Raw genomic sequence first — 25,228 nt, forward strand, 5'->3', positions numbered from 1 at the left:
TTGGGCGCCACCACCTCCGCTGCATTGGGCAGCGCTTGCCAGCGAGCGTATATGGTGTCCAGAAACATCAGGTAACGCGGCGTATGAATCTGCTCTAAGCGCTTGCGCAGCGTTGGTGAATCCGCCTCATTAGGCGCGGTTAGAGTAAGCCCCGCACTCGCCAAACCTTGACTCAGTAGCTCGGTGCGCAACGGGCCTTCGGGTGACGGCGCGGGCTGTCCGCGCAGCAGAAATGTCGGCGGCGCGTGGTATGCCTGGTCAGGGTGGTAAAAGCATTTCATGGTCAAGTTAGCAATCCTTGGCAGCCCGTTAGAGTAAAGAAGGAATCCAGGTGGAGAGCGCTGGGAACGCCGCCAGCAGCACAATCACCACTAAAAACGAGACGTAAAACGGCAGCGAGGCCACTATCGCTCGTTCGTAGGGCACCTCGGCTATTCGTGCGGCGGTCATCAACGTCATCCCCACTGGCGGGGTCACATTGGAAATATTCAGCACCACGATCATCATAATGGCGAAGTGCAGTGGATCAAACCCGAGCTGAATCATGGCGGGCACCAATACCGGCGCAATGACCACCAAGGCGGGCAGCACATCCATCACCGTGCCAATCGCTAAGAGTAGCAGGCAGACCAGCATCAGCTGTACAAAGGCCGCGTCGCTAAAGGTGGTGATCATGCTGGCCGCGTCCCTGGCTATGCCCGAGCGGGTAACAAACCAGCCCAATACCGCCGACGTTGCGAGTAGAAAAAACACCACGCCGGAGAAGCGTACCGTAGTGACCAGCGCATCCCATATTTTGCGCCAGGTAAGATTGCGGTAAAACACCGTGCCAATCAATATGGCGTAAACCGCCGCAAAGCCTGAGGCTTCGGTGATCGTGGTTAATCCCGAGAGAATACCGCCAAGAATAATCAGTGGTACCACCATGGCGGGCAGCGCGACCAATAGCGCGATGATCGCCGCTTTAAACGGTGTCGGTGCCTGCTTAGGGTAGTTGCGTTTCCAGGCCAGAAAGAAGCTAACGCCCAGCAATGCCAACGCCATCAATAAACCGGGGATAATGCCGCCTGCGAAGAGGTCAATTACTGAAATATCACGCAGCAGGGTTGCGTAGACCACCATCACCACGCTGGGTGGAATAATCGGCCCGATGATCGATGAACAAGCGGTGACCGCGGCGGCGTACTCGGCATCGTAGCCCTGCTTTTTCATTTCTGGGATCATGATTTTGCCGATCGCGACGGTGTCGGTTACCGCCGCGCCAGTGAGTCCGGCAAAAAACACCGAGACCGAGATATTCACGTGGGAGAGCGACCCGCGTACCCGACCAAACAGTGCATTGTTAAACGCAATCAGCTTATGGGTCAGCCCGCCTTGGTTCATCAGTTCAGCGGTGAAAATAAAGTAAGGCACAGCGATCAACAGAAAGCCCGAAACGCCGGAGAACATGCGATCAGCAATGATCCCCAGCATTCGCTCGCCGCCCAGCGCAAAACCGCCCGCCAGCCCCGACATGGCCATTACCACCGCCACCGGCGCACCGATAAACAGCAGCAGTAGAAATACGATAATCGCAGGCGTCATGAGCGGTGCTCCCCATCGGCGCTATCTATGAGCTCGCCAATCATGTCGCGCTCATCCAGAAAATGCTCCAGCAGCGCAAAGCCATGTACCAGGTGCAGCAGCATCATAACGCCACTGATGGGCACGACAATGGCAGTGAACTTGCTAGGGATTCGGATTTGGTCGGAGACCATATAGACCTGGGTAGCGCTGGTGAAGTAGCCCCAGCCGTACCAAGTCAGCATCAGTGCAAACAGGCCGATCACCGCCAAACAGAGCCCAGCAGCCACTTGCACCATGACGCGGGGCAAACTGCGTACCAATAGGGTCATGGCGACATGTTCGCCATAGCGCAGCGAGATGGTCATGGATAGAAATCCGATCCACGGCAGAAACAGCCGCGCCAGCGAGTAAGTCCAGCTTAGCGTGCTGCCGGTCATCAGCTTGTAGACAAACGCGGTAAACGAGATGCCCAGCATCGTCAGGACACAGCCCACACACACCACGATGGCCACCTGATTGACGTTATCGCTCAAGCGGCGCAAAGGAGTTAAAACACCCATGGCTATTCCTCACGCGGGGGCATTTGTAAAGCCCCAGCGTTTATCTATCGCTTACCGGTATTGGCCCTGATTTTATTGGCCCTGATTTTTATTGACCATAGATGCGGTAGTCGTCTTCTGCTAGCTGCTGGCCAACGCGCTCGACTTCGTCAAGTAGCCCCTGTACACGGGCTTCGTCCATGCCAAAGTCATCGACGATCCACTCCTGCCAGGCAGGGCGAGCAATTTCTGCCATGCGTTCGCGCTCGCCGTCGGGCATCAGGTAGCACGCTTCAAAGCGCTCGCAGGACTCCACCCAACTGGCCGTTGCCAGGGCGCCTGACATACCGTGGCTCAGTTGAATCGCTTCCCGCGCGGAGCTTACCAGCGCCTGCTGATGCTCTTCGGGTAGCGATTGGTACCAAGACTCACTGACCACCCAAGGGGCGCTGTTATACACATGCCCAGTGAGGGTGGTGTAGTCGGTCACTGCATCGAAGTTGAAGGTGGTGTTGAGCACCGGTGCATTAAACTGGCCATCGGCTAGGCCAGTTTCCAGCGCAGTGATCAACTCGCCCCAGGGCAGCGGCGTGGCAGAAGCGCCTAGCGAGCGCATAATCGCCACGTGGGCGGGGTTCTCTTCGGTACGAATATTGAGACCTTCTAGATCCTCGACGGTCTCAATTAGTCTCACGTTATTGGTAAATGCGACAAAACCACCGCCATCGTCGAAGGTGCCCAAATAACGCATATCGGCGGCTTCGACGGTGCCGGACATAAAGTCGGCGAACCACTCACCGTCGAAGAAGCTCCACGCCTGTCGCCAGTTGGTAAACAGGAACGGCGCTGTGACTACTTGGTAATCCTGGTAAAACGACGACATCGCCCCGGCTGACATAATCGTTGATTGCAGCGTGCGTCCACCCTGCACTTCCGAGCCGTTTTCTACTTCGGAGCCTAGCTGGCCGCCGCCGAAGATCGTGACTTCAAGATCCCCGTCGGTACGCGCTTCCACCAGGTTTTTGAAGTGCACCAGTGCCGGATAAATCTCGTTATTGCTCATATCCTCGGGCAGCTGCGTGGCAATCACCATCTCATAGGATTGTGCTTGGGCATTGGCGCTGGCAATAGCCAACGGAAGTGCCGCCAGGGCGGCGATAAGCAAGGATTGATTAGCTTTCATAACATACCTCGTTTTGGTTATTAGTCGGTCTTCGTTATGACTGGCGCTGTCACCTGATCGGTGACGATGTGGCGATTACTATTTTTATTTTAAAAACTATTGTAAGAACTATTTTAAAAACTGTTTTTTTAAAAACTGTTTTTTAAGAACTATGGCTGTTCGGGTAGCGACTCCCATACTTCAATGGCTGCGGCTAAATCTTCAAGCGAGGCACCCACCGATTTGAATAGCGTGATGGCGTCTGGTGCAGAGCGCCCCGGCTTAGCCCCGGCCAGCACTTCGGCAAGCTCGGCCTGAATCTGGTCAAGCTGGAACTCCCCTTCTTCAATGGCTTGCAGGATATCGCCCGCTTCGCCTTGGGCGCCGGCGTAGGTGTCCACAAACACCTCAGCGCGGCGCAAACACAGCGCATCGGTCTCGCGCATTTGCGGCCGAAATGCGCCGATCAAATCCAAGTGCGTGCCTGGAGTGAGCCACTCGCCCTTGATCAGCGGCTGGGTTGAGAGCGTTACACAGCTGATGATGTCCGCCTCTGCCACCGCATCCGCCAGCTCCTCTACTACGTGGGTCTCGAAGCGCTCGGCGTACTCGTCGGCAATCGCCGCCGCTTTGCTGGAGTTACGACCCCAGATTAGCACCCGTTTGATGGGGCGTACGCTGGCGTGGGCCTCGATCACCATAGGCGCTAGTTTGCCCGTACCCACGACCAGCAGTGTTTCTGCGTTCTCATTCGCCAAAGCTTGCGCGGCCAGCGCGGAGGCCGCCGCCGTACGACGCCGGGTTAGCTCACTGCCATCGATACAGGCCAACGGCTGGCCGTACTTACCCTCGCTGAGCAGATAGAGCCCGGAGATCGCGGGGATACCGTGGTCGGCATTTTGCGGAAACACATTGACCATTTTGACGCCGATATAACCCGCCGCTTCCCAGGCAGGCATCAGCAGCATGGTGGCCTCACCATCCGGCCGGTGCATGGCGTGATGATGGCGCGGCGGAGACTCCACGCCATTCACGAACGTGGTGTGTAACCGTTTGATTAAGCCGTCCCACGCCAAGCAGCGCGAGACTTCTTCGCCAGAAACAACCCGCATATCAGGCCTCCGGCAGTGCCGCTACCACCATGATTTCCACTTTCCACTCGGGCTTGGCGAGCTGGGCTTCAAGCGCTGCACGCACGGGCGGGCGGCCAGGTACGACCCAGGCATCCCAAGCGGCGTTCATTTGGTCGAACTCCGCCATGCTGGTGACCCAGATTTGCGCTGAGATCAGGTGTTCTTTCGAGGTGCCCGCCTGGGCGAGCAGTTGATCGATACGCGCCAGCACCTGCTCGGTTTGGCCCCGCATATCCGCGGTGGCATCTGCGGGCACTTGGCCTGCGAGGTAAACGGTGCCGTTGTGAACCGCCACTTGGCTCATCCGCGCATTGCTGTCTTGATAGGTAACGCCCATGGTGTTTTTCCTTGAAAGAGGTTCTGTTGATATAAAAGGGATCTTCACAGACTAGAGCGCCCATCGGCAAATTACTTGCCCGACACTGCGGTAGATTTGCCCGCAAGTCATGCAGACAAAAATTTTATCACTAGCGGTCAGACGAGGGCCTAACGATCTGAAGAAGGGGGAAGCTCAAAATAGCGCCGATAAGCGCGGGAGAAACTGCCCTGATCGCGAAAGCCCACCAGCATAGCGATATGCCCTAGGCTGAGCGTGCTATGGCGAACTAGCGTACGTGCGTGCTCTAAGCGTCTGCGCTGTACATAGGCCAGCGGCGTCACGCCAGTTAACTCACGAAAGCAGCTGTGGAAGTGCCCTGGGCTCAAGGCACATAGGGAGGCTAGCTGCTCTACGCGGATCTCATCAGCCAGATGTTGATCCAGCCAGGCATCCAAACGAGCAAGGTCGAGGCGTTCGCTAATACAGTGTTGACCCAACTGCCCGACCGATGTGGGAGTGGCGTCATGCAGATACATGGTCAGCGCGCGTAGCAGCAGGATCGCGATTTCATTCTGCAGCGCGGGGCACTGTTCAAGCTGATTCGCCAGTGCGTGGGTGAGCTGGTTTAACGCCGGAGGCACGCTGAAAAAGCGCGGCTTATCGAAAAGGCGCTCAATCTCGCTGCCTTTCTCAAGCGAAGCCAACTGGGCAACGGGTATATCCAGAACCAAGGTACGGTTGCTGCCATCGCCCTGGTACTCATGGTGGCGCGAGGAAGGAATCAGACAGCCACGTCTGGCCGTCACCCTTTCCCCTTGCCCCTCCATCGAAAGCTCTGTGACGCCACAGGTGGCCAGAATAAGTTGATGGAAGTCGTGGGTGTGGGCCACCTGCTCTTGGGCTAAGTTGCGGCTGTGCAGCTCAAAAAGGGCCATGGTGGGTTACCGTCTTTCGTCGAATGCTATTTAAGCACTATAAAACGGCTAGGCAACAAAAAGCGAGGGAGAAGCCAACTGTGGGTAAACGCTCTCCCGGAGTGGCGCAGTGCGGACGACAAACAAGCTGTCATCTATCAGTCATGGGCTCGGGTTAGGGTGGGGATAAGCTGCCATAAGAGTTTAAACAACATGCCACAGCGTCGACGCCCCCCTCTCAACTCTCCGCTCAGTGACCAGGAAGTCGCGGCCCTAACGCAATTAGCCAACGGCAATGCCCTGCACCAGCAGCGTGAAGCTGACCGCGAGGCGCAGCTGGCATCTAGGTTGCCACTGTTTCACTCGACCGCATCCGCCTGCGAGGCTCAACCGGGGGGCATGAAGATACTGATGATTTCGGATGTTTACTTCCCCCGCGTCAATGGCGTTTCCACCTCCATTGCCAGCTTTCGCGGCGCCCTTGAACGCCTGGGTCACTCGGTCACGCTGATCTGCCCCGACTACCCGTTGGGCCAAGTGGACGAGCCAGGTGTGCTGCGTATCCGTTCGCACCGGGTACCCGGCGACCCAGAGGATCGCATGATGCGCTATCGCGATCTGCTCGCTCTGACACCGCAGTTTGCAGGCAAGGCGTTTGATCTTATTCATGTTCATACACCCTTTACCGCCCACTATGCCGGTGTTGCTCTGGGTCGTCGGCTCGGGCTTCCGGTGGTCGCGACCTACCACACGCTTTTTGAGGAGTATGTTCATCACTATATTCGCTGGTTACCGCGACGCTGGCTACGCTGGGCCGCACGGCGGCTGTCGGTACACCAGTGCCAACAGCTCGACGCTTTGATTGCCCCTTCACGGGCAATGCAGGACGCACTTTCCCGCTACGGCGTGACCACGCCTACCACGGTAATTGCTACCGGCCTGGCGTTGGAGTCGTTCTGCCACACACAGGGAGCCCAGCATGACAGCGACTTTCGGGCTCACTACCATCTGCCACAGGAAGCACGGCTGCTGCTCTACGTAGGCCGCGCCGCCTTTGAGAAGAACATCAATTTTCTGATCGATATGCTGCCCAAGGTATTAGCCGAACACCCCACCACCCGGCTAATCATTACCGGCGAAGGCCCGGCTCATGACTCGCTTGTTCGACGTGCCGAGGAAATTGGCTTGGCAGAATCGGTGCTGTTCCTCGGCTATCTCGACCGCAACGGCCCACTACAAGCCGCCTACCGCGCCGCCGACGTTTTCGTGTTTGCATCACGCACGGAAACCCAAGGGCTGGTACTGCTGGAAGCGATGGTACTCGGTACGCCAGTTGTCTCCACCGCCGCGATGGGCACGCTGGATGTATTAAAAGAAGGAGAAGGCTGCCTAATCGCAGAGGAGAATCATGACGACTTCGCCAGCAAGGTTAACCGCCTGCTAAGCGATGACACCCTGCGCCAACAGCTCGCCGAGCGCGCCCAAAGCTACGCCGCCAGTTGGCACGAAGACACTAAGAGCACGGAGCTCGTGAGTCTTTATCGTCAGATATTGGGTGCGAGTTTGATTAATATGAGTAAGTAAGGGTCGGAACTCCGTTGGTACTTTAATGATTTTGGTAACTAAAGAGGCATAGCTAAGATTACTGAAACGCTGAGGTTAGAGCGGCAGCAAGGGAGATCGTTATTCCTGGTATGAGTGAACGCCAAGCTATCAAAATACTCGGCCAGCCTTCGAGCACTTCCACACACACTTACGGTGGCAGTCTCTGCCATTTTCTCTCCTGGGATGGAAGCCGCCCTCTTCAGGACGGACGGCATTCGGTGAGGATCTGCAATGGTGAGGTTTCTAGTTATTCGACTCAATGAAAATTAATTTTATATACCAAGTAAATTCCACACAAAGAAAAAGAAACCAAACATTATAAAGAACATACAAATCCCTAGTCTATTCGAGTAGTCACTTGACCTCACATCAAAGTTTTTTCTTTCTCTTCTAATGTTGCTGATAAAACTTTTAATAAATTAGTCTTATTTTCCTGCTCAATTTTACATTCAATACCGTCAGCATTTTTTTGCGCATAATCAACTGTTTCAGCTATTCCATCTATCAGATTTTTACATAAACACCGAGCATCATCTATAAGTTTTTTATTAGCTATATGGTTCTTCAAAACCAGCCCTTTAATCAACACGATATTGTAGCTAGTTAAACATTTATTTTGATTTAAAATCATATCTTCATCCAACAAACTTACTTTTTCCACACCGTAATTATCTTTAATGAAATTTAGTCTTTTCTCTATATCCTCTTTCGATATATTTTTTAACTCACTATTTAATTCATTAATGAAAAATTTCATCCTTGCATGGAAATAAAAGCTTTTATGATAACTAGCCACAAACCCATCACATGCATTTATATAGTTTACAACCGAATCCTCATACTCTTTTAGAAATCCTAAAACCTCATCTCTAACCCTAACTTCTTTATTAGTCTCAATTGACAAGTAGCTCCAGCTGCCTGCTATTAAAAACCCTGAAATACCGACAATAGATTCAACATTATCAGATACTAAACCACCAACTAGCATGAAAGCGATATAACTTCCTCCCATCGCTACAATCATATAAGGCCAAAAGTTGAACTCTGGAATTTTCATTTTCTTTTTTTCCATTTTTTTAAAATCCTGCTTTCAACCCAGATATAAAAAATGGCCACCCCACCAATCAGGATCGCCATCTTAATTATTTGATGAAACACTTCTTTAGCTTCATCCACAATGCCTTCCCCCTGAATACCATCTATCCACAACCCGTTGTGCTAGTTGGTACCCGTCCCTGTTTGCTTCAATTCGCGGCGCGCCCTCTCTACCCCGAGGCTTCTAAGTGATCCACTCACAAAGCCTGCCGTGTTAAGTCGTGAAAGTGTACGCCAGTGGCTTTGATGACCGCGGTCATTGTGCGCAAGGTAGGGTTACCCTTAGGCGATAACGCGCGATACAGGCTTTCCCTTGATAGCTTGGCACGTTCAGCGACTACTGCCATTCCACCCTGAGCCTCCACTACATGGCGAAGCGCCATAAGAAAGGCCGTTTCCCCACCTTCCTCATCTAGTTCATCAAATGCAGTGCGTAGATAATCGATAGCCATATCAGGATCTTCACGAAGCATGGTAATCACAGCATCATCATGGCTTTTCATTTCTTCAACCTCTTACGGTAGTCCACTAAAAATGCCTTCGCCTGTTCAATATCAGCTTGCTGGCGTTTTTTAGTGCCCCCGGTTAATAGAAGAACCAACCGTCTCCCCACTTTAGCGTAATAGACGCGATAGCCTGGGCCATAGTCGATACGAAGCTCCATCACACCGTCGCCTACGCTTTTAGTATCGCCCGCATTACCGGCGACAAGCCGGTTAAGGCGCGTTAATACGCGCATAGCAGCCTGCCGATCTTTCGCCTTGGTAGCATCTAGCCAAGCTTGGAAGGGATCATGACCATCCACGGTCAAGTAATGCGAGAGTGACGTCATAAAAACAATGTAGCCTAAAAGCTACAATCTTGCAGGCGTCAACTAATATATTTGTGCTGGTGCGACCAAAACGCGACCAAAGGAAAGAAATAGAGGAATAACAGACACAAAAAAAGGCGCCTAAGCGCCTGATTTTAAAGATGGTGCCGGTAGCCAGACTCGAACTGGCACACCCGTAAAGGCGGCGGATTTTGAATCCGCTGCGTCTACCAATTCCGCCATACCGGCAATGGATGCGCATTATACGTAATTAACGAGGTAGGTCAATCACATTGACTGACTTTATCCAGCCAAAGCGCTATCCTATGCCGCCTGTTTGATCAACGTTAAGAGCCATTACCCATGCAGCGCGCGGATTTTCATTACGAGCTACCCGACGAGTTAATTGCTCGCTACCCTTCAGAGCAGCGTAGCGACTGCCGTTTGCTGTGCGTGGATGGCCAGAGCGGTGCGTTGGAACATCGCCGTTTTCCTGATTTGCTTGAGCTCTTAGAGCCGGGCGACCTGCTGGTGTTTAACGACACCCGGGTGATTCCCGCGCGTCTGCATGGCCATAAGGCCAGCGGCGGCAAGGTAGAGATGCTGCTTGAGCGGCCGCTGGATGCCCACCGTGGCTTGGCGCATATCCGCTCGAGCAAATCGCCGAAGCCCGGCACCGAGCTAATTTTCGAAGGTGATGTTCACGCCATCGTAGAAGGTCGCCGTGATGCGCTGTTCGAGCTGCGCTTTTTAGGCGATACGCCGATGATCGCGCTGCTGGAAAAGCACGGTCATATGCCGCTGCCGCCTTATATTACCCGCGAAGACGAGCTCAGCGACCGTGAGCGCTACCAGACGGTTTACGCGCGGCGAGACGGCGCGGTGGCGGCGCCTACCGCAGGGCTGCATTTTGATCAACCGCTGCTGGATGCGCTGGCGGATAAAGGCATTAATCGCGCTTTTGTTACCCTGCACGTGGGCGCGGGCACTTTTCAGCCGGTGCGCGTCGACAACATCCTTGAACACCATATGCACAGCGAGTGGATTGAGGTCACGGAAGCCACCTGCCAGCAGGTGCGCGAGACCCTGGCAGCAGGCAAGCGGGTGGTGGCAGTGGGCACCACCAGCGTGCGCTGCCTGGAAAGCGCCTGCATGAAAAGCAGCGATGGGCAGATCGCACCTTACAGCGGCGATACCGACATTTTTATCTATCCCGGTTACCAGTGGCGCTGCGTGGATGCTTTAATTACCAACTTCCATTTGCCTGAATCGACGCTGCTGATGCTGGTCTCCTCTTTTGTGGGATATGACACCATCATGCATGCCTATCAACGGGCAGTGGCCGAGCGCTATGCGTTTTTTAGCTATGGCGATGCCATGCTGTTAACCCGCTAGCGGTTGACTGTTGACCCGCTTGACCTGTTCCAGTCGCGCCAAACGAACGAGATTAACGAGTTACTTTATATGCGAAACGAATGCTTTATGCGCTTTGAGCACTTGGCCGACGATGGTCGTGCCCGCCGTGGCCGCCTTCACTTTCCCCGCGGCACCGTGGAGACCCCGGCGTTTATGCCAGTAGGCACTTACGGCACGGTGAAAGGCATGACACCCGATTCTGTCAAAGAGATCGGCGCCGAAATCATTCTGGGCAACACCTTTCACCTGTGGCTGCGTCCCGGCACCGAGGTGATTGAAGCCCACGGTGACCTGCACGATTTTGCCCAGTGGGATAAACCGATTCTCACCGACTCCGGCGGCTTTCAGGTTTTTTCGCTGGGCGAGACGCGCAAGATCACCGAGCAGGGCGTGCACTTCCGCTCGCCGGTGGATGGCAGCAAAGTCTTTATGGGCCCGGAAGAGTCCATGGCGGTGCAGCGCTCGCTGGGTTCCGATGTAGTGATGATCTTTGACGAGTGCACGCCGTACCCGGCCACCTTTGACGAAGCTGAGAAGTCGATGGAGCTGTCGCTGCGCTGGGCCAAGCGCTCGCGGGATGCCCATGGCGATTCGCCTTCCGCGCTGTTCGGCATTATTCAGGGCGGTATGCATCCAGAGCTACGCGAACGCTCGCTCAAAGGGCTGTTAGAGATCGGCTTTGATGGCCTGGCGATTGGTGGCCTCTCGGTGGGCGAGCCTAAAGAAGAGATGATCAAGGTTCTCGACTATCTGCCCACCTGGATGCCCGATGACAAGCCGCGTTATTTAATGGGCGTCGGTAAACCCGAAGACCTGGTGGAAGGCGTTCGCCGGGGTGTGGATATGTTCGATTGCGTGATGCCCACCCGCAACGCGCGTAACGGCCACCTGTTCACCTCTGAAGGCACGGTCAAAATTCGTAACGCCAAGCACCGTTTTGACACCCGCCCACTAGATGAAGAGTGCGATTGCCATACTTGCAAGAGCTTCTCGCGGGGCTATTTGCACCACTTAGACCGTTGCAATGAAATGCTCGGCTCAATGCTCAATACCATCCACAACTTGCGTTACTACCAGCGTGTGATGGCTGATTTGCGCGCGGCAATTGAAGCGGGTACATTGACGACCTTTGTGGAAGGCTTCTATGCACGGCGTGGCCTGCCAGTGCCTCCCTTAGCGAATTAATCGCCACGCGCCTTGGCGCGTGGTTTAAACTGCTTGGCTATGTTTTTAAAAGCCATGTTTTAAAAACCATGCTTTTTAAGCTTTATTAAACCTAAGCTTTTCTAACCCAGACGTTTTCTAACTCAGGAGTTCTCTGTAATGCTGGATTTCTTCATCTCACCAGCCCATGCCCAAGAAGCCGCCGCTGGCGGTGGTATTGCGCAAATCGTCATGCTGGTCGGCTTCGTGCTGATTTTCTATTTCCTGTTGTGGCGCCCGCAGGCCAAGCGCGCTAAGCAGCACAAGCAACTGGTCACCAATTTAGACAAAGGCGATGAGATCGTCATTGGCGGCGGTTTGGTGGGTCGTATCACTAAAGTGAGCGACGAATTCCTGACCATCGAGATCTCTGAAGGCACCGAAGTTAACGTGCAGAAGAACGCCGTTGCCGCCGTACTGCCTAAAGGCACCATCAAGTCCATCTGAACCGTGTAATACCCCTGCCGAGCCAGTGCCAGCCACCCCGGCAGGGGTGACATGGTATGAATGATGGTGAACTTTGCTGTGCACGGCGTGCCCGTGCATAGCATTCCGTTTGTAATTGAAGGCAGGGCTTGCATGCTCAACCGTTACCCCCTGTGGAAGTATCTGCTGATACTGGTCGTCCTGGTGGTTGGCCTTATCTACTCGCTTCCCAATCTATTCCCCGAAGATCCCGCCATCCAAATTAGCAGCGCACAAGGCGACTCGCTGGATGCGCGTCAGATAGACCGCGTTGAAACCGCCCTCAGCGAAAACGATATTGAGATCAAAGCCCTCGAAGAAGAGAACGGGCAGTGGTTAATTCGTTTGCGCCACGACGACGATCAACTTCTTGCACGCGACATTGCCGCTGACCTTTTAGGCAATGATGCAACGGTAGCGCTAAACCTCGCCGAAGCAACGCCCGAATGGCTACAGGCATTCTCTGCTTCCCCCATGACGTTGGGCCTTGATTTGCGTGGTGGTGTGCACTTCCTGCTCGAAGTGGACATGGACGCTGCGCTTACCCAACGCCTGGAAGTTAACGCCAGCGCCATGCGTGAGCTGCTGCGCAGTGAGCGACTTCGCTACCGCAACACCGAGGTCGAAGAGCGCACGCTGTCGATCGATTTTGCCAGCAGCGAAGACCGCGATACGGCGCGTAGTCTAATCAGTCGTGACTTCCCTGATTTTGAATACAGCAGCGAGGGCGATGGTCGCGCCTCAACGCTGGTGATGACGCTTAGCGATCAATCGGTCAGCGAAATTCAGGACTACGCGATCAACCAGAACTTGACCACCCTGCGCAACCGGGTTAACGAACTGGGTGTGGCTGAGCCCATGGTGCAGCGCCAGGGGCCCAACCAAATCGTCGTGGAACTGCCAGGTGTTCAAGACACCGTGGCGGCCAAGCGTATTGTCGGTGCAACCGCGAACCTGGAATTCCGCCTGGAAGCGCGCAACGACACGCCGGATAACGAAACGGAAACCCTCACCTTTCGTAATGAACCAGCGCGCTCGGCTGAGCTAATGCGCGATGTAATTATTACCGGCGATAGCGTTTCCAGCGCCAGCAACAGCTTCGATGAAAATGGCCGCCCACAGGTCAACATCAATCTGGATGGCACCGGCGGCACGCTGATGAACCGCGCTACGCGCACCAATATTGGCCGCAATATGGCGGTGCTGTTTATCGAGCACAAAAGCGAAGACACCGTGGTAGTCGACCCGGAAACGGGTGAAGAAACCATTGAGCGCGAGCCTTACGTTGAGCGCGGCCTGATTAGCCTGGCGACGATTCAAAGCGCCCTGGGTAATAGCTTCCGGATCACCGGTTTAGACTCGCCAACGGAAGCCGCTGAACTTGCGCTGCTACTTCGTTCTGGCTCCCTTGCAGCCCCCATCTACTTCGTGCAAGAGCGCACGATTGGGCCAAGCCTGGGCGCTGAAAACATTGAACGTGGTCTACTGTCAGTACAGATTGGTCTGTTGCTGGTCGTGCTGTTTATGCTGGTGCGTTACAAGGTGTTTGGTGTGTTTGCCAACATTGCCCTAGCGCTGAACTTAACGCTGCTGGTCGCAGTAATGTCGATGCTAGGCGCCACACTGACACTACCTGGCATTGCCGGTATCGTGCTGACGTTGGGCATGGCGGTGGACGCCAACGTGCTGATTTTTGAGCGAATACGCGAAGAGCTGCGTAACGGCATGTCGGTTCAGCAAGCGATCCAAGCCGGTTATGAGCGCGCCTTTACCTCTATCGTCGACGCCAACATCACCACGCTGCTGGTGGCCGTTATCCTGTTCTCAATTGGCTCCGGTCCGGTTAAAGGGTTTGCCGTCACGCTCTCTATCGGTATTTTGACGTCGCTGTTCACCGCATTGATGGTGACCCGTGCCATGGTCAATTTGACCTATGGTAGCAAACCCGTCAAAAAACTATTGATTTGAAATTCATGGATTTGAAATGCAGGGATTTAAAGAGCATGAATTTGAACCACGTGCTTAGCCCAGAACTTAAGAGGTGGTAATGAAACCCCTATCACAGCTGCAAATCGACTTTATGGGACGGCGCAACATTGCGTTTGTCGTCTCCGCTGTGCTACTGATCGTGTCGATTGGCGCCATCGTGTTCCAGCAGCTCAATCTGGGCCTGGATTTTACCGGCGGCACACTCGTAGAGGTGCGCTACGGCGCTGCGCCTTCGTTAGATGCTATTCGAGTATTACTCGAAGAGAGCGGCTTCCAAGATGTCTCCGTACAGACTTTCGGGGCGTCAACCGAGGTATTAATCCGGCTCCAACAGGCGTTTGATGCCGATGTAGGCGGTGAGGTCGTCAACCTACTGCGCTCCAGTGGTGATAGCGTAAACCTTGTTCGCTCTGAATTCGTTGGCTCCCAAGTGGGCGACCAGCTACGTGATCAAAGCGGCCTTGGCCTGCTGGTAGCACTCGGCGTGGTGATGCTTTACGTTGCCTTCCGCTTCCAGTACAAGTTTGCGATCGGCGCACTGTTGGCGTTGCTGCACGATGTACTGATTGTAGTAGGCGTTTTCGCGCTATTTCAGCTCGATTTCGACCTCACCGTGCTGGCGGCCATCCTGGCGGTTATCGGTTATTCGCTGAATGACACTATCGTGGTTTACGACCGAGTCCGCGAAGCAATTCGCACCTCGCGCATCGACGATATGCCGCAGATCTTCAACGAAGCGATTAACGCTACGCTCTCGCGCACCCTGGCAACCTCGGGCACCACCATTCTGGTACTGCTCGCGCTGCTACTGCTGGGCGGCGATATGATTGAGAACTTCGCCATTGCGCTGCTGGTCGGTATCGTTGTGGGTACCTTCTCGTCTATCTACATTGCGGCAGCACTGTTGCTACCGCTGAAACTCTCGCGGGAAGATTTGATTCCCACCAAGAAAGAGCTCGATGAAGAAGAGGAAGAGCTGCCTTAACGGCGCCTCTCTCTGCTCAACCCGTTTCTTCTGCCCACAAAAATGCCCCTGCTGGTTTCCCAGCAGGGGCATTTTTTATTCGCCGCAAATATTCGCCACAAAGACGACTTAATTAGCGCTGTTTAGAAGTGCGGCGTTAGCTGCTTGGTCAACGCTTTGTAGAGACGCGGCCCAGCAGCCATTAACTGCCCTTCCACTTTCACCGTGGGCTGGCCATCCGGGGTCCCCATCAGTGCGCCCGCCTCTTTCAAGAACAGCGTACCCACCTGCATATCCTGCTCTTCCAGACCGAGTACGAAGGCGCTATCGACGCGGCCACAGGCCAGTTCGCATAGATCCAATAGCCCACAGCCCGTCGCCATCAGGTTTTCTACCTGAGGAGCAAGCTGCTGAGAAACGGTTAAATAGGCAGGTAGATTGCGCGGGCGCAGCCATACTTCCGGTAAGCTCATGGCCATACGCGTACCGCTGATGGCGGTAGGCTTGCTAACGCGCATACGCTTGTCGTTGTGCTGGGCGCCGCGGCCGCGGCTGGCAATATACTCGTCGTCAGCGAACGGGCAGATAATCACTGCGTGCTCGGGGCGACCTTTGATAAGACACACCACTGAGAGTGCAAAGCCCTTACCGGCAACGGCTAAATTGGAGTAGCCGTGCATCGGTTCAATTTTCCAGACGATATCCGCGCCTTCACCTTCACCGGCGCGATGCGGGGTGAAGCGGCCGGTAACACCGTGCTGGGGATAACCGCGTTCCAACTGCTGAACAATCGTCGCTTCGGCCTTGCGCGCTGTCTCATCGAGCAGGCGATCAAGGTTAAATTCATCGTGTGCGTTTTCAATACGCTCGCGTACGCGCAGGAAGTGTTCAACGGCGCTGCGCGCAGCGCGCAGCGTAAATTGGACCATCGGATTCATGGTTGGGCCTTGTCACAGTGATGTTAAAGAACGGGTAATAATAAATGGGCGCAATTAGCCGCCAGTGGCGCGTAATTCTAGCAGACCGCTCTCGGGCATGCCATCGACTCATGCTAGACTGCGCGCTTTACGCGATAATAAACACCTTCTTTATTCACCGAGCCTTATCATGCTTGAGCGCATTCGCATTGTTCTTATCGGCACCAGCCATCCTGGCAACATCGGCGGCGTAGCACGCGCCATGCACAATATGGGCCTGGCAGATTTAGCCCTCGTTGCCCCCCGCTGTGAAGTGATTGCCCAGGACAGCATATCTCGTGCGTCCGGCGCTGATCACCTCCTTCATCAAGTCAGCTTGCATGCCACACTGGAAGAGGCGGTGGCTGATTGCACCCTGGCCGTGGGCGCCAGTGCGCGCTCGCGTACTCTGCCCTGGCCAATGCTCTCACCGCGGGAGTTAGCTGACCGGCTGCCCGCCGAGTGCCAGCCCGAAGGCTGCCGCGTGGCGCTGGTGTTTGGCCGCGAAGACAGCGGCCTGACGAATGCCGAGTTGCAGCGCTGCCACGCCCACGTGCATATTCCCACCAACGCTGATTTTAGCTCGCTCAATTTGGCCGCAGCGGTTCAGGTGCTTGCCTATGAATGTCGTATGGCATGGCTAAGCCAAGCTGATGCGCCTGCAGCCGTAGCAAGTGATGACGGTGAGTTGGCAACGCATGCCGAACTTGAGCGCTACTTTGAGCATTTAGAGCGCACGCTGATTGGTATCGATTTCCACGACCCCGACCAGCCGCGGCAGCTAATGGCGAGACTGCGCCGCTTGTACCTGCGCGCCCGCCCTGAGCGTATGGAAATGAATATTTTGCGCGGGATTCTGTCGGCCACTGAAAAGGCCGCGAACACCAAGCCACCCAAGCCGTAACTTATTAGGCTGGAAACGCTAAACTTGAAGTTGATGCTGCGCGCCCCAACTTCACTATTCTGCTAACGTTATTCCCTGATTGATATTTCAAGACCCCCGTTCTGATATCTCAATAGTTAGACGCCGCCCTTTAACGCCAAGGATCACCTCATGTTTCAACGTCTACGTGAAGACATCAACAGCGTATTTGACCGCGACCCGGCCGCACGTAACTTTCTTGAGGTGCTGACCAACTACCCTGGCCTGCACGCCCTGGTACTGCACCGCTGCGGCCACTGGCTGTGGAAGAAAAACCTCAAGTGGCTAGCGCGGACGTTGTCGACGTTTTCACGCTGGCTAACCGGTATTGAAATTCACCCGGGTGCCACGATTGGTCGGCGTTTTTTTATTGACCACGGCATGGGTGTGGTCATTGGCGAAACGGCGCTGGTTGGCGATAACGTGACGCTCTATCAAGGTGTCACCCTGGGCGGCACCAGCTGGAGCAAAGGCAAGCGTCACCCCACTTTAGGCGATGGGGTCATTGTAGGTGCAGGTGCCAAGATATTAGGCCCGTTCACCGTTGGTGCCGGGGCGAAAATTGGCTCTAATGCCGTGGTCACCAAAGAAGTGCCGCCGGGCGCCACGGTGGTGGGAATTCCCGGCAAAATAGTGAAACGTGCCGACCCGGATGTGGAAGAGGCTCTGGACGTCGACCCCGCTCGCCGCGAAGCCATCTGCCAAAAATTTGGCTTTGATGCCTACGGCGTCAGCCAGGATATGCCCGACCCGGTAGCCCGCTCGATGCAGGCCATGCTCGACCATATGCACGCCGTGGATGAGCGTATCGAGCGCATGTGCTCGACCCTGCGCAAGTTAGATGACAACTACCGTGACGGCCAGCTACCAACGCTGCGCGATGAAGATTTTGCCGATATTCTAGATGAACACGATACCGGCTGCCCCGGCGTTGGCAAGCACTCGGCCACACCGCCATCCGTTCAACAAGAGACCGAGCAAAAAACCGAGCAAGACACACTGCCGCCGGGTAATGGTTGACCAAAGCACTCGGGTTTTCCCATAATGGCAGCACATTTGCCGTTAGTGCGCTGAGTTTTCAGCGTCGAGGGGCTTGCCATGCGCTTGACCACTAAAGGCCGTTACGCCGTTACCGCCATGCTCGATTTAGCTTTGCATGCCCACAACGGCCCGACCAGCCTAAGCGATATCTCCCAGCGCCAAGAGATATCGCTCTCCTATTTAGAGCAGCTTTTTGCTCGCCTGCGCCGTGCAGGCTTGGTCAACAGCGTGCGCGGCCCGGGTGGCGGCTATTTGCTTTCGCAGCCCGCGGACGCGATTAGCGTTGCAAAGGTGATTGACGCGGTGAACGAAAGCGTTGATGCCACCCGCTGCCAGGGGCTTTCCGATTGCCAGCAGGGTGATACCTGTTTGACGCACCATTTGTGGTGCGAGCTCTCCGTGCAGATACGCCACTTCCTTGACGATATGACGCTGGCACAACTGATGCTGCGCCCTGATGTCATACGTATTGCATCGCGACAGAAACAGCGCGCCGAGGCGGGCATTCTCGCTTCGGCTCCCTGACCCAACGTCACAAAACCCGAATATCCCGACCGATTAACCGCTGGAACGTAACGATGACCACACCCACGCTGCCCATCTACTTGGATTATGCCGCTACCAACCCGGTGGATGCCCGCGTGGTTGAGGTTATGCAGCGCTACCTGACGGTGGACCAGCTGTTCGCCAACCCGGCTTCGCGCAGCCATATGTTGGGCTGGCAGGCAGAACAGGTGATTGAGCAGGCGCGCCGCCAGGTGGCCGACGCGATTGGTGCCGACCCGAGAGAGATCGTCTGGACCAGCGGCGCGACCGAAGCCGATAACTTAGCGCTGATTGGCTTTATGCGCGCCAACCGTGAACGCGGCCTACATTTAGTCACCTCGACGATTGAGCATAAAGCAGTAGTGGACACCGCCCATGCGCTGGAGAAAGAGGGCTTCGAGGTCACCTGGCTAACGCCTGGTCGGGATGGCTGCATTCAGCCCGAACAGCTGCGCGAAGCCATGCGCGACGACACCGCGCTGGTCTCACTAATGGCGGTTAACAATGAGCTGGGCAGTATTAACGATATCGCTGCCCTGGCGGCCGTTACTCATGAGTTTGGCGCGGCCTTCCACACCGATGCCGCTCAGGCGGTCGGGCGTATCCCCTTAGACGTAGTGGCCCAGCAAATTGATCTAATGTCGCTGTCTGGCCATAAAACCTACGGCCCTAAAGGCGTCGGGGCGCTGTATGTGAAGCGCCACCCGGATATTCGCGTTGAGGCGCTGATCCATGGCGGTGGCCATGAGCGCGGCATGCGCTCCGGCACCCTGCCCACCCACCAAATTGCGGGCATGGGTGAAGCCTTTGCGCTGATGCACCAGCAGCATGACGACGATATCGCCCATATTACCCATCTACAGCAGCGCTTTTTGCGCGGCCTTGAAGGCGTCGAGGGCGTTTTTGCCAACACGCCGCTAGGCAACGCTGTGCCTAACATTCTCAACCTGGCGTTTGAAGGCGTCGACGGGGAGTCGCTGCTAATGGCGCTGCGCGATGTAGCGGTGTCCACCGGCTCAGCATGCAACTCGGCCAGCGTCGACCCATCCTACGTGCTGCTGGGTATCGGCACACCGCGCTCGCTGGCGCTTTCATCGCTGCGCTTTAGCTTCGGGCGCTTTACCACTAGCGCCGAGATTGATCATGCGCTAACGCTCATACGCCATGCGGTGAGCGGTTTACGGACACCGCCACGCAAAGCGGCTGACACTTTTTAAGGAGGACGCCACATGGCAACACTCAATATTACCCCGGCTGCCGCACAACAGATTCGTCACGTGCTGGACGAACGCGGCCAAGGCCTTGGCCTGCGCGTCTCGGTCAAGCCCAGCGGCTGCTCTGGCTATAGCTACGTGCTCGATTTTGCCGACTCCGTTAGCGACGAAGAAGTGCATTTTGAAGCCCACGGAGCCAGCGTCTATGTCGCTCCCGATGCGGTGGAGATGCTTAACGGCAGCGAAGTGGATTACGTCAGCGAAGGGCTGAACCGCTTTTTCCGTTTCAATAACCCCAACGTCAAAGATGAGTGCGGCTGCGGCGAAAGCTTTACCGTTTAGCCTTTTCGGTCAGGTTTCATCACCGGTATTCATACCCAGGCTTAAGGGTTATAATCGCGCCCCTAGATACCCAACAACAAGCGCCGGGTAACGCCCGACGCTTGTTAAAACGCTAGCTGCTTAAACGCTATTAGCCGAATTATTTTCTGGGCCGCCCCGGCTTTCTGGGGCGGCAATTTTGCTTAGCCCCCATTTATGGAGACCATTAACATGGCTACTGAACGCACTCTTTCTATTATCAAGCCTGATGCCGTTGCTAAAAATGCCATCGGTGACATCATCGCCCGCTTCGAAAAAGCAGGCTTAAACGTCGTTGCAGCCAAAATGGTTCATCTTTCTGAAGAAAAAGCTGGCGGTTTCTACGCAGAGCACAAAGAGCGTCCATTCTTTAACGATCTGGTCGGTTTCATGACCTCTGGCCCGGTCGTTGTTCAAGTACTGGAAGGTGAAGGCGCTATCGCAAAAAACCGTGATCTGATGGGTGCGACCAACCCGAAAGAAGCGGCGCCCGGCACTATTCGCGCCGATTTTGCGGAAACAATCGACGCTAACGCTGTCCATGGTTCTGATTCTCCGGAAAGCGCTGAGCGCGAAATTAGCTACTTCTTTGGCAACGACGAAATCTGCCCGCGCTAAGCCTTTCAGGTAGCGCCGCCGTTTCAACTTTCGTTGCCGGCCATTTTGCGGGGGCCAGTCCCCCGCCCTCTTCTAAAACGCTGACCGCCATGACCACCAATGTAGCCCAACATACGCCCGCCCCACGCACTGACGCCGAGAGCTCAGACGCCGCCCGTACGCCTGCTACAAAAGCGGCGCCTGAGCGTCAAAACCTGCTTGGCATGTCCCGCGAGCAGATGGAAGCCTTCTTCTTGTCGATCGGCGAAAAGAAGTTCCGTGCTGCGCAGTTAATGAAGTGGATTCACCAGGAAGGCAGCGATGACTTTGCTGCCATGACGAATCTCTCTAAACCGCTGCGTGAAAAACTGGCCCGGCTGGCAGAAATTCGTGGCCCAGGGGTGATTTATGAGGGTACTTCCAGCGACGGTACGCGTAAGTGGGTGCTGGAAGTTGAGGACAGCAGCTATGTAGAGACGGTGCTGATCCCGGCGGAGAACGGTAAACGCCGCACGCTATGCGTGTCCTCCCAGGTTGGTTGCTCTCTGGACTGTAGCTTCTGCTCTACCGGCAAGCAGGGGTTTCAGCGCAACTTAACCGCTGCTGAAATTATCGGCCAGGTATGGGTCGCCCAGCGCAGCGTTGGCCCGCGGCGGGATACGGCGAACCGTCCGGTGACCAACGTGGTGATGATGGGCATGGGCGAACCGTTGCTCAACTTCGATAACGTTGTGCCTGCCATGAAGCTGATGCTCGACGACAACGGCTATGGCCTCTCCAAGCGCCGCGTGACGCTATCGACCTCTGGCGTGGTGCCGATGATCGACAAGCTTGGCGATGAAATGGACGTTAGCTTGGCGATTTCGCTGCATGCGTCTACGGACGAGTTGCGCAATGAACTGGTGCCCATCAACCGCAAGTACAATATTCGTGCGCTGCTGGATGCTTGCCACCGCTACCTTGCCAAGTGTCCGGATAATCGTCAGGTCACCATTGAGTACACGCTGATCAAAGACGTCAACGATCAGCAGGAGCACGCCGAGCAGCTTGCTGCATTGCTTAAAGAGCTGCCGTGTAAAATCAACCTGATCCCGTTTAACCCGTTCCCCAACTCTGGGTACGAAAAACCGTCGCGGAACCAGGTTATGCGCTTTCAGCAGTGGCTGTATGATTTAGGCTACAACGCCACGGTGAGAACGACCCGAGGTGAAGATATTGATGCCGCCTGCGGCCAGCTTGTTGGTCGCGTGAAAGACCGCACCAAACGCAGCGCGCGCTATATCCAGTCGGTACAGCTCGATGCGGACTAAGGTGGAGTGTAGAAAACCGGGCTTATCTTGACTTCCGCTTGGCACGGCGCTTTGATGGTCACGGTTTTTATTTAGCTTAGCACTGCTGCTTGTCAGTATTGCCTTACTAGCAGTTGGACGTTCACCACACGAGGATTTACATGATCGCTCACCGCAGGCGCCAACACCCATCGCGGGTGCCCATGCTCACCGTGCTTATCGGTAGCTTGTGGCTAGCCGGCTGTGCCTCGTCCAACAACCTTACACCGCAAGCCAACCCCGCGGCAGCAGACGCCTATACTCAGCTTGGCGTCGCCTATCTGGAGCGCAACAACCTTCCCCGCGCACTCAACGCATTGGATCGGGCGCTGGAAATTGCCCCACGCCATGCAGAAGCGCTGCAAGCACTGGCACTGGTCTACCAACGCCAGGGCGAAAGCGCGCTTGCCGACGACTATTTTCAACAGGCGGTGAACGCCGAACCTGACTACACTCGAGCCCGCAACAATTATGCGGCGTTCTTGTACGGTCAGGGCCAGTTTGACGCTGCCTGTAAGCAGTTAGAAACCGCATCAGAAGATGCCCAGTACGCCAACCGAGCCCAGCTATTTACCAATTTAGGGCAGTGTTACCTGGCGCTGGAAGATTTTGATAAAGCACGCGCTCGGTTGGAGCGCGCGCAAAGTATTGATCCGCGTAATTCACGCGGCTATTTAATGTTAGCTGAACTCGAATATTCGCAGGGCAATTACTCTCAGGCCTGGGCACCGCTGCAAACCTATTTACAGCTCGCCGACCCCGATCAAGCAGCGCTAAGAATGGCGGTTGATATCGCTCATTCACGCGGCGAGCATAGCGCCGCCGCCGAATACCAGCGTCTGCTTGGCAACAACTGACTGATTGACGCCCTGATCACCGCTTATTTAATGAAGGATGCTCAGCCATGAGCGATACACAGTCACAAGAAAACGTCATTGATAGCCCTATCACGAACGACCAAAGCACTAGCGCCTCTCCCGGCGAATTGTTGGCTCGCCAGCGTGAGCAACTCGGCATTCCACTCGCCGATGCGGCCCGGGCGTTAAACCTGCGCCCCGCAGTGGTGGGGGGGCTTGAGCAGGATAACTATCAAGAGATTCCTGTCGCCGCTTATCGGCGCGGCTACCTGCGCTCTTACGCCAAATACCTGGGGATGGATGACCGACTGGTGCTTGAGGCTTATCAAGCCCGCAGTGGCGCTGCCGACACTGAACGCAAAGTCTCGCCGGTTTCGACTGCCAGGCCGCCCTCTCGGATTGGCGCTTGGTTGTTTAAGCTGGTTACCCTGCTGGTGATTGTGGGTCTTATCGCTGTGACTGTTATGTGGTGGCAGAGCCGGGGAGGTAACGAGCCGCCGGGCTTTGGCTCCACTTCCACGGAAGAGACCGCTACCGCCCCCGCAGAGTCGGCCAGTGAACCAGCTGAGACTGAAGAAAGCGCTGGTTCAAGCTTCACCAGTGGCGACGAAAGCGCGTCGCTGCAAAGTGATGCTGCGCGCGTTACACCTACAGTTTCACAAGACCAGGCCCCCGATCCGCAAGATGACGCAGACGCCATTGCTGGGCTAGACGAGCCACTACAGGATAGCGACAATAGTGCTGCCAATGAAAATGATGAGCTCAGCAGTACCGCAGAGAATAATAGTGAAGAGAATAGTACTGTGCCCAATGGCGCTGATAGCGAGCAAACCGTTGCCGCCGCCCAAAACGCCAATGCCAATCTGCTTGAGCTGACGTTTAACGAGCAGTCTTGGACTGAAATTTTTGATGCCACCAACCAGCGCGTCTTCGTTGGCCTGCAAACGCCCGGCTCCTCGACCACCGTCGAGGGCGAGCCCCCGTTTCGTTTAACCGTGGGTAATGCCACCGGCGTCGAACTGCGCTACCAAGGCGAGGAAGTTGACCTTTCCGCTCGCGCAGGCGCCAACAACGTCGCCCGATTTACCTTGGGAGAGTGACCCGTCCTATGCACGCCCCTTCTCCGATAAAACGCCGCCTTTCCCGCCAGATCCAGGTCGGAAACGTCGCGGTGGGCGGTGATGCCCCCATTGCCGTTCAAAGCATGACCAACACCAATACGCTGGATGTTGCCGCGACCGTGGCGCAAATCCAGCAGTTGGAAAAAGCCGGTGCAGATATCGTTCGCGTTTCGGTACCCGATATGGACGCCGCTGAAACCTTTGGTCAGATTAAAAAACTTGTCAATGTCCCGCTGGTTGCCGATATACATTTTGATTATAAAATCGCCCTGCGCGTTGCTGAACTCGGCGTCGACTGCCTGCGCATTAACCCCGGCAATATTGGCCGTGAAGACCGCGTTCGCGCGGTAGTTAGCGCAGCCCGTGACCATGGCATTCCGATCCGCATTGGCGTCAACGCCGGTTCGTTGGAAAAAGATCTGCAAAAGAAGTATGGCGAGCCTACGCCTGCGGCACTGGTGGAGTCCGCCATGCGCCACATCGACTATCTTGATCGCCTCGATTTCCCCGACTTCAAAGTCAGCGTCAAAGCTTCGGATGTGTTTATGGCAGTAGCCGCCTATCGCGACCTTGCTGCGCGCATCGAACAGCCGTTGCACCTAGGTATAACCGAAGCGGGTGGACTGCGTTCAGGCACGGTCAAGTCGTCGATTGGCCTGGGCATGCTGCTGATGGATGGCATCGGCGACACCATTCGGGTCTCGCTAGCGGCGGACCCTGTGGAAGAGATCAAGGTCGGCTTTGATATGCTGCGCAGCCTCAAGCTGCGCTCCAAAGGCATCAACTTTATTGCCTGCCCCAGCTGTTCACGCCAGAACTTTGACGTTATTAGCACCATGAACCAGCTTGAAGAGCGGCTAGAAGACGTGATGACACCGCTCAACGTTTCGGTGATCGGCTGCGTGGTCAATGGCCCCGGCGAAGCCAAAGAGACCGATATCGGCCTTACCGGCGGCAGTCCCGCAAACTTGGTGTATATCGACGGCAAGCCCGCCAGCAAGCTACGCAACGACCACTTGGTAGATGACCTGGAGCAGCTGATTCGCGATAAAGTGCGCGAAAAACAGCAGCAGCAAGACGATATGATTGCCCGCAGCGTTTAACC

Annotated in this window: 27 protein-coding genes, 1 tRNA gene and 1 pseudogene; 16 read left to right on the top strand and 13 right to left on the bottom strand. The window is 55.4% G+C overall.

Features of this window, described 5'->3' with window-relative positions:
• The 7 genes and pseudogenes from KUC_RS19900 to KUC_RS02800 all read right to left on the bottom strand — a co-directional run.
• Nucleotides 1–281: pseudogene (locus KUC_RS19900) on the bottom strand (histone deacetylase family protein); the annotation flags it as partial.
• Nucleotides 282–309: 28 nt separating this feature from the next.
• Nucleotides 310–1,584 carry a TRAP transporter large permease gene (locus KUC_RS02775; RefSeq protein WP_007111571.1) on the bottom strand — a complete coding sequence of 425 codons (1,275 nt, stop codon included), beginning with the start codon at nucleotides 1,582–1,584 and terminating at the stop codon, nucleotides 310–312.
• Nucleotides 1,581–2,126, bottom strand: coding sequence for a TRAP transporter small permease (locus KUC_RS02780; RefSeq protein WP_007111572.1), 546 nt, complete (start codon nucleotides 2,124–2,126; stop codon nucleotides 1,581–1,583). The genes KUC_RS02775 and KUC_RS02780 overlap by 4 nt, the downstream gene beginning before the upstream one ends.
• Nucleotides 2,127–2,214: 88 nt before the next feature.
• Complete coding sequence (dctP, locus tag KUC_RS02785) at nucleotides 2,215–3,288, bottom strand: TRAP transporter substrate-binding protein DctP (RefSeq protein WP_007111573.1); 1,074 nt, start codon at nucleotides 3,286–3,288, stop codon at nucleotides 2,215–2,217.
• Nucleotides 3,289–3,437: 149 nt separating this feature from the next.
• Nucleotides 3,438–4,379 carry a bifunctional Delta(1)-pyrroline-2-carboxylate/Delta(1)-piperideine-2-carboxylate reductase gene (gene lhpI, locus KUC_RS02790; protein ID WP_007111574.1) on the bottom strand — a complete coding sequence of 314 codons (942 nt, stop codon included), beginning with the start codon at nucleotides 4,377–4,379 and terminating at the stop codon, nucleotides 3,438–3,440.
• 1 nt (nucleotide 4,380) lies between these two features.
• Nucleotides 4,381–4,737: a RidA family protein gene (locus tag KUC_RS02795; protein WP_007111575.1), complete on the bottom strand. Its 357-nt coding sequence runs from the start codon at nucleotides 4,735–4,737 to the stop codon at nucleotides 4,381–4,383.
• 149 nt (nucleotides 4,738–4,886) lie between these two features.
• A complete protein-coding gene (locus KUC_RS02800) occupies nucleotides 4,887–5,654 on the bottom strand; it encodes an AraC family transcriptional regulator (RefSeq protein WP_007111576.1) in 768 nt (255 codons plus the stop codon).
• A 192-nt stretch (nucleotides 5,655–5,846) separates the two neighbouring features.
• Here KUC_RS02800 and KUC_RS02805 point away from each other — a divergent pair, with 192 nt between their 5' ends.
• Nucleotides 5,847–7,217, top strand: coding sequence for a glycosyltransferase (locus KUC_RS02805; protein WP_007111577.1), 1,371 nt, complete (start codon nucleotides 5,847–5,849; stop codon nucleotides 7,215–7,217).
• Nucleotides 7,218–7,602: 385 nt separating this feature from the next.
• On the opposite strand, the gene KUC_RS02810 is transcribed toward KUC_RS02805, so the two are convergent.
• The 5 genes from KUC_RS02810 to KUC_RS02825 all read right to left on the bottom strand — a co-directional run bounded on the left by KUC_RS02810 (nucleotide 7,603) and on the right by KUC_RS02825 (nucleotide 9,393).
• Nucleotides 7,603–8,310, bottom strand: a complete 708-nt coding sequence (locus KUC_RS02810; RefSeq protein ID WP_007111578.1) for a hypothetical protein — start codon at nucleotides 8,308–8,310, stop codon at nucleotides 7,603–7,605.
• A complete protein-coding gene (locus tag KUC_RS20190; RefSeq protein ID WP_255157659.1) occupies nucleotides 8,292–8,414 on the bottom strand; it encodes a hypothetical protein in 123 nt (40 codons plus the stop codon). The genes KUC_RS02810 and KUC_RS20190 overlap by 19 nt, the downstream gene beginning before the upstream one ends.
• Nucleotides 8,415–8,530: 116 nt before the next feature.
• Nucleotides 8,531–8,836, bottom strand: a complete 306-nt coding sequence (locus tag KUC_RS02815; protein WP_007111580.1) for an addiction module antidote protein — start codon at nucleotides 8,834–8,836, stop codon at nucleotides 8,531–8,533.
• On the bottom strand, nucleotides 8,833–9,165 hold the full coding sequence (locus tag KUC_RS02820) for a type II toxin-antitoxin system RelE/ParE family toxin (protein WP_040479357.1): 333 nt from the start codon (nucleotides 9,163–9,165) through the stop codon (nucleotides 8,833–8,835). The genes KUC_RS02815 and KUC_RS02820 overlap by 4 nt, the downstream gene beginning before the upstream one ends.
• Nucleotides 9,166–9,306: 141 nt before the next feature.
• Nucleotides 9,307–9,393 (bottom strand) — tRNA-Leu (locus KUC_RS02825).
• A gap of 114 nt (nucleotides 9,394–9,507) precedes the next feature.
• Here KUC_RS02825 and queA point away from each other — a divergent pair.
• The 5 genes from queA (at nucleotide 9,508) to secF (ending at nucleotide 15,202) form a co-directional block, all read left to right on the top strand.
• A complete protein-coding gene (gene queA, locus KUC_RS02830) occupies nucleotides 9,508–10,539 on the top strand; it encodes a tRNA preQ1(34) S-adenosylmethionine ribosyltransferase-isomerase QueA (protein ID WP_007111582.1) in 1,032 nt (343 codons plus the stop codon).
• Nucleotides 10,540–10,626: 87 nt separating this feature from the next.
• The gene (tgt, locus tag KUC_RS02835; RefSeq protein WP_083825763.1) at nucleotides 10,627–11,745 is read left to right on the top strand and encodes a tRNA guanosine(34) transglycosylase Tgt; all 1,119 of its coding nucleotides are present in this window, start codon (nucleotides 10,627–10,629) and stop codon (nucleotides 11,743–11,745) included.
• A 138-nt stretch (nucleotides 11,746–11,883) separates the two neighbouring features.
• Nucleotides 11,884–12,210 (top strand): preprotein translocase subunit YajC, encoded by a 327-nt coding sequence (gene yajC / locus KUC_RS02840; protein ID WP_007111584.1) that lies wholly within the window; start codon nucleotides 11,884–11,886, stop codon nucleotides 12,208–12,210.
• A 132-nt stretch (nucleotides 12,211–12,342) separates the two neighbouring features.
• Complete coding sequence (gene secD, locus KUC_RS02845; protein ID WP_040480166.1) at nucleotides 12,343–14,196, top strand: protein translocase subunit SecD; 1,854 nt, start codon at nucleotides 12,343–12,345, stop codon at nucleotides 14,194–14,196.
• Between the two features lie 79 nt (nucleotides 14,197–14,275).
• Entirely contained in the window at nucleotides 14,276–15,202 is a 927-nt protein-coding gene (gene secF, locus KUC_RS02850; protein ID WP_007111586.1) for a protein translocase subunit SecF, read from the top strand.
• A 122-nt stretch (nucleotides 15,203–15,324) separates the two neighbouring features.
• Here the strand turns inward: secF and KUC_RS02855 are convergent, their stop codons facing one another.
• Nucleotides 15,325–16,119 (bottom strand): inositol monophosphatase family protein, encoded by a 795-nt coding sequence (locus tag KUC_RS02855; RefSeq protein ID WP_040479361.1) that lies wholly within the window; start codon nucleotides 16,117–16,119, stop codon nucleotides 15,325–15,327.
• Nucleotides 16,120–16,288: 169 nt separating this feature from the next.
• Here KUC_RS02855 and KUC_RS02860 point away from each other — a divergent pair, with 169 nt between their 5' ends.
• From KUC_RS02860 to ispG, 10 genes are all read left to right on the top strand, one after another.
• Nucleotides 16,289–17,041 (top strand): RNA methyltransferase, encoded by a 753-nt coding sequence (locus tag KUC_RS02860; protein WP_007111588.1) that lies wholly within the window; start codon nucleotides 16,289–16,291, stop codon nucleotides 17,039–17,041.
• A gap of 150 nt (nucleotides 17,042–17,191) precedes the next feature.
• Nucleotides 17,192–18,079, top strand: a complete 888-nt coding sequence (gene cysE, locus KUC_RS02865; protein WP_007111589.1) for a serine O-acetyltransferase — start codon at nucleotides 17,192–17,194, stop codon at nucleotides 18,077–18,079.
• A 78-nt stretch (nucleotides 18,080–18,157) separates the two neighbouring features.
• Nucleotides 18,158–18,625 (top strand): Fe-S cluster assembly transcriptional regulator IscR, encoded by a 468-nt coding sequence (gene iscR / locus KUC_RS02870; RefSeq protein ID WP_007111590.1) that lies wholly within the window; start codon nucleotides 18,158–18,160, stop codon nucleotides 18,623–18,625.
• Between the two features lie 53 nt (nucleotides 18,626–18,678).
• Entirely contained in the window at nucleotides 18,679–19,863 is a 1,185-nt protein-coding gene (locus tag KUC_RS02875) for an aminotransferase class V-fold PLP-dependent enzyme (protein WP_007111591.1), read from the top strand.
• Between the two features lie 12 nt (nucleotides 19,864–19,875).
• Nucleotides 19,876–20,202, top strand: coding sequence for a HesB/IscA family protein (locus tag KUC_RS02880; RefSeq protein ID WP_007111592.1), 327 nt, complete (start codon nucleotides 19,876–19,878; stop codon nucleotides 20,200–20,202).
• Between the two features lie 210 nt (nucleotides 20,203–20,412).
• Nucleotides 20,413–20,838 carry a nucleoside-diphosphate kinase gene (gene ndk / locus KUC_RS02885; protein ID WP_040479364.1) on the top strand — a complete coding sequence of 142 codons (426 nt, stop codon included), beginning with the start codon at nucleotides 20,413–20,415 and terminating at the stop codon, nucleotides 20,836–20,838.
• Nucleotides 20,839–20,927: 89 nt separating this feature from the next.
• Nucleotides 20,928–22,127, top strand: coding sequence for a dual-specificity RNA methyltransferase RlmN (gene rlmN, locus KUC_RS02890; protein ID WP_007111594.1), 1,200 nt, complete (start codon nucleotides 20,928–20,930; stop codon nucleotides 22,125–22,127).
• 140 nt (nucleotides 22,128–22,267) lie between these two features.
• Nucleotides 22,268–23,002 carry a type IV pilus biogenesis/stability protein PilW gene (pilW, locus tag KUC_RS02895; protein ID WP_007111595.1) on the top strand — a complete coding sequence of 245 codons (735 nt, stop codon included), beginning with the start codon at nucleotides 22,268–22,270 and terminating at the stop codon, nucleotides 23,000–23,002.
• Between the two features lie 47 nt (nucleotides 23,003–23,049).
• Nucleotides 23,050–24,102 carry a RodZ domain-containing protein gene (locus KUC_RS02900; protein WP_007111596.1) on the top strand — a complete coding sequence of 351 codons (1,053 nt, stop codon included), beginning with the start codon at nucleotides 23,050–23,052 and terminating at the stop codon, nucleotides 24,100–24,102.
• Nucleotides 24,103–24,110: 8 nt separating this feature from the next.
• Entirely contained in the window at nucleotides 24,111–25,226 is a 1,116-nt protein-coding gene (ispG, locus tag KUC_RS02905; protein WP_040479367.1) for a flavodoxin-dependent (E)-4-hydroxy-3-methylbut-2-enyl-diphosphate synthase, read from the top strand.
• Nucleotides 25,227–25,228: the final 2 nt, after the last annotated feature.

The sequence above is a fragment of the Vreelandella boliviensis LC1 genome (assembly GCF_000236035.1).
GTDB lineage: Bacteria > Pseudomonadota > Gammaproteobacteria > Pseudomonadales > Halomonadaceae > Vreelandella > Vreelandella boliviensis.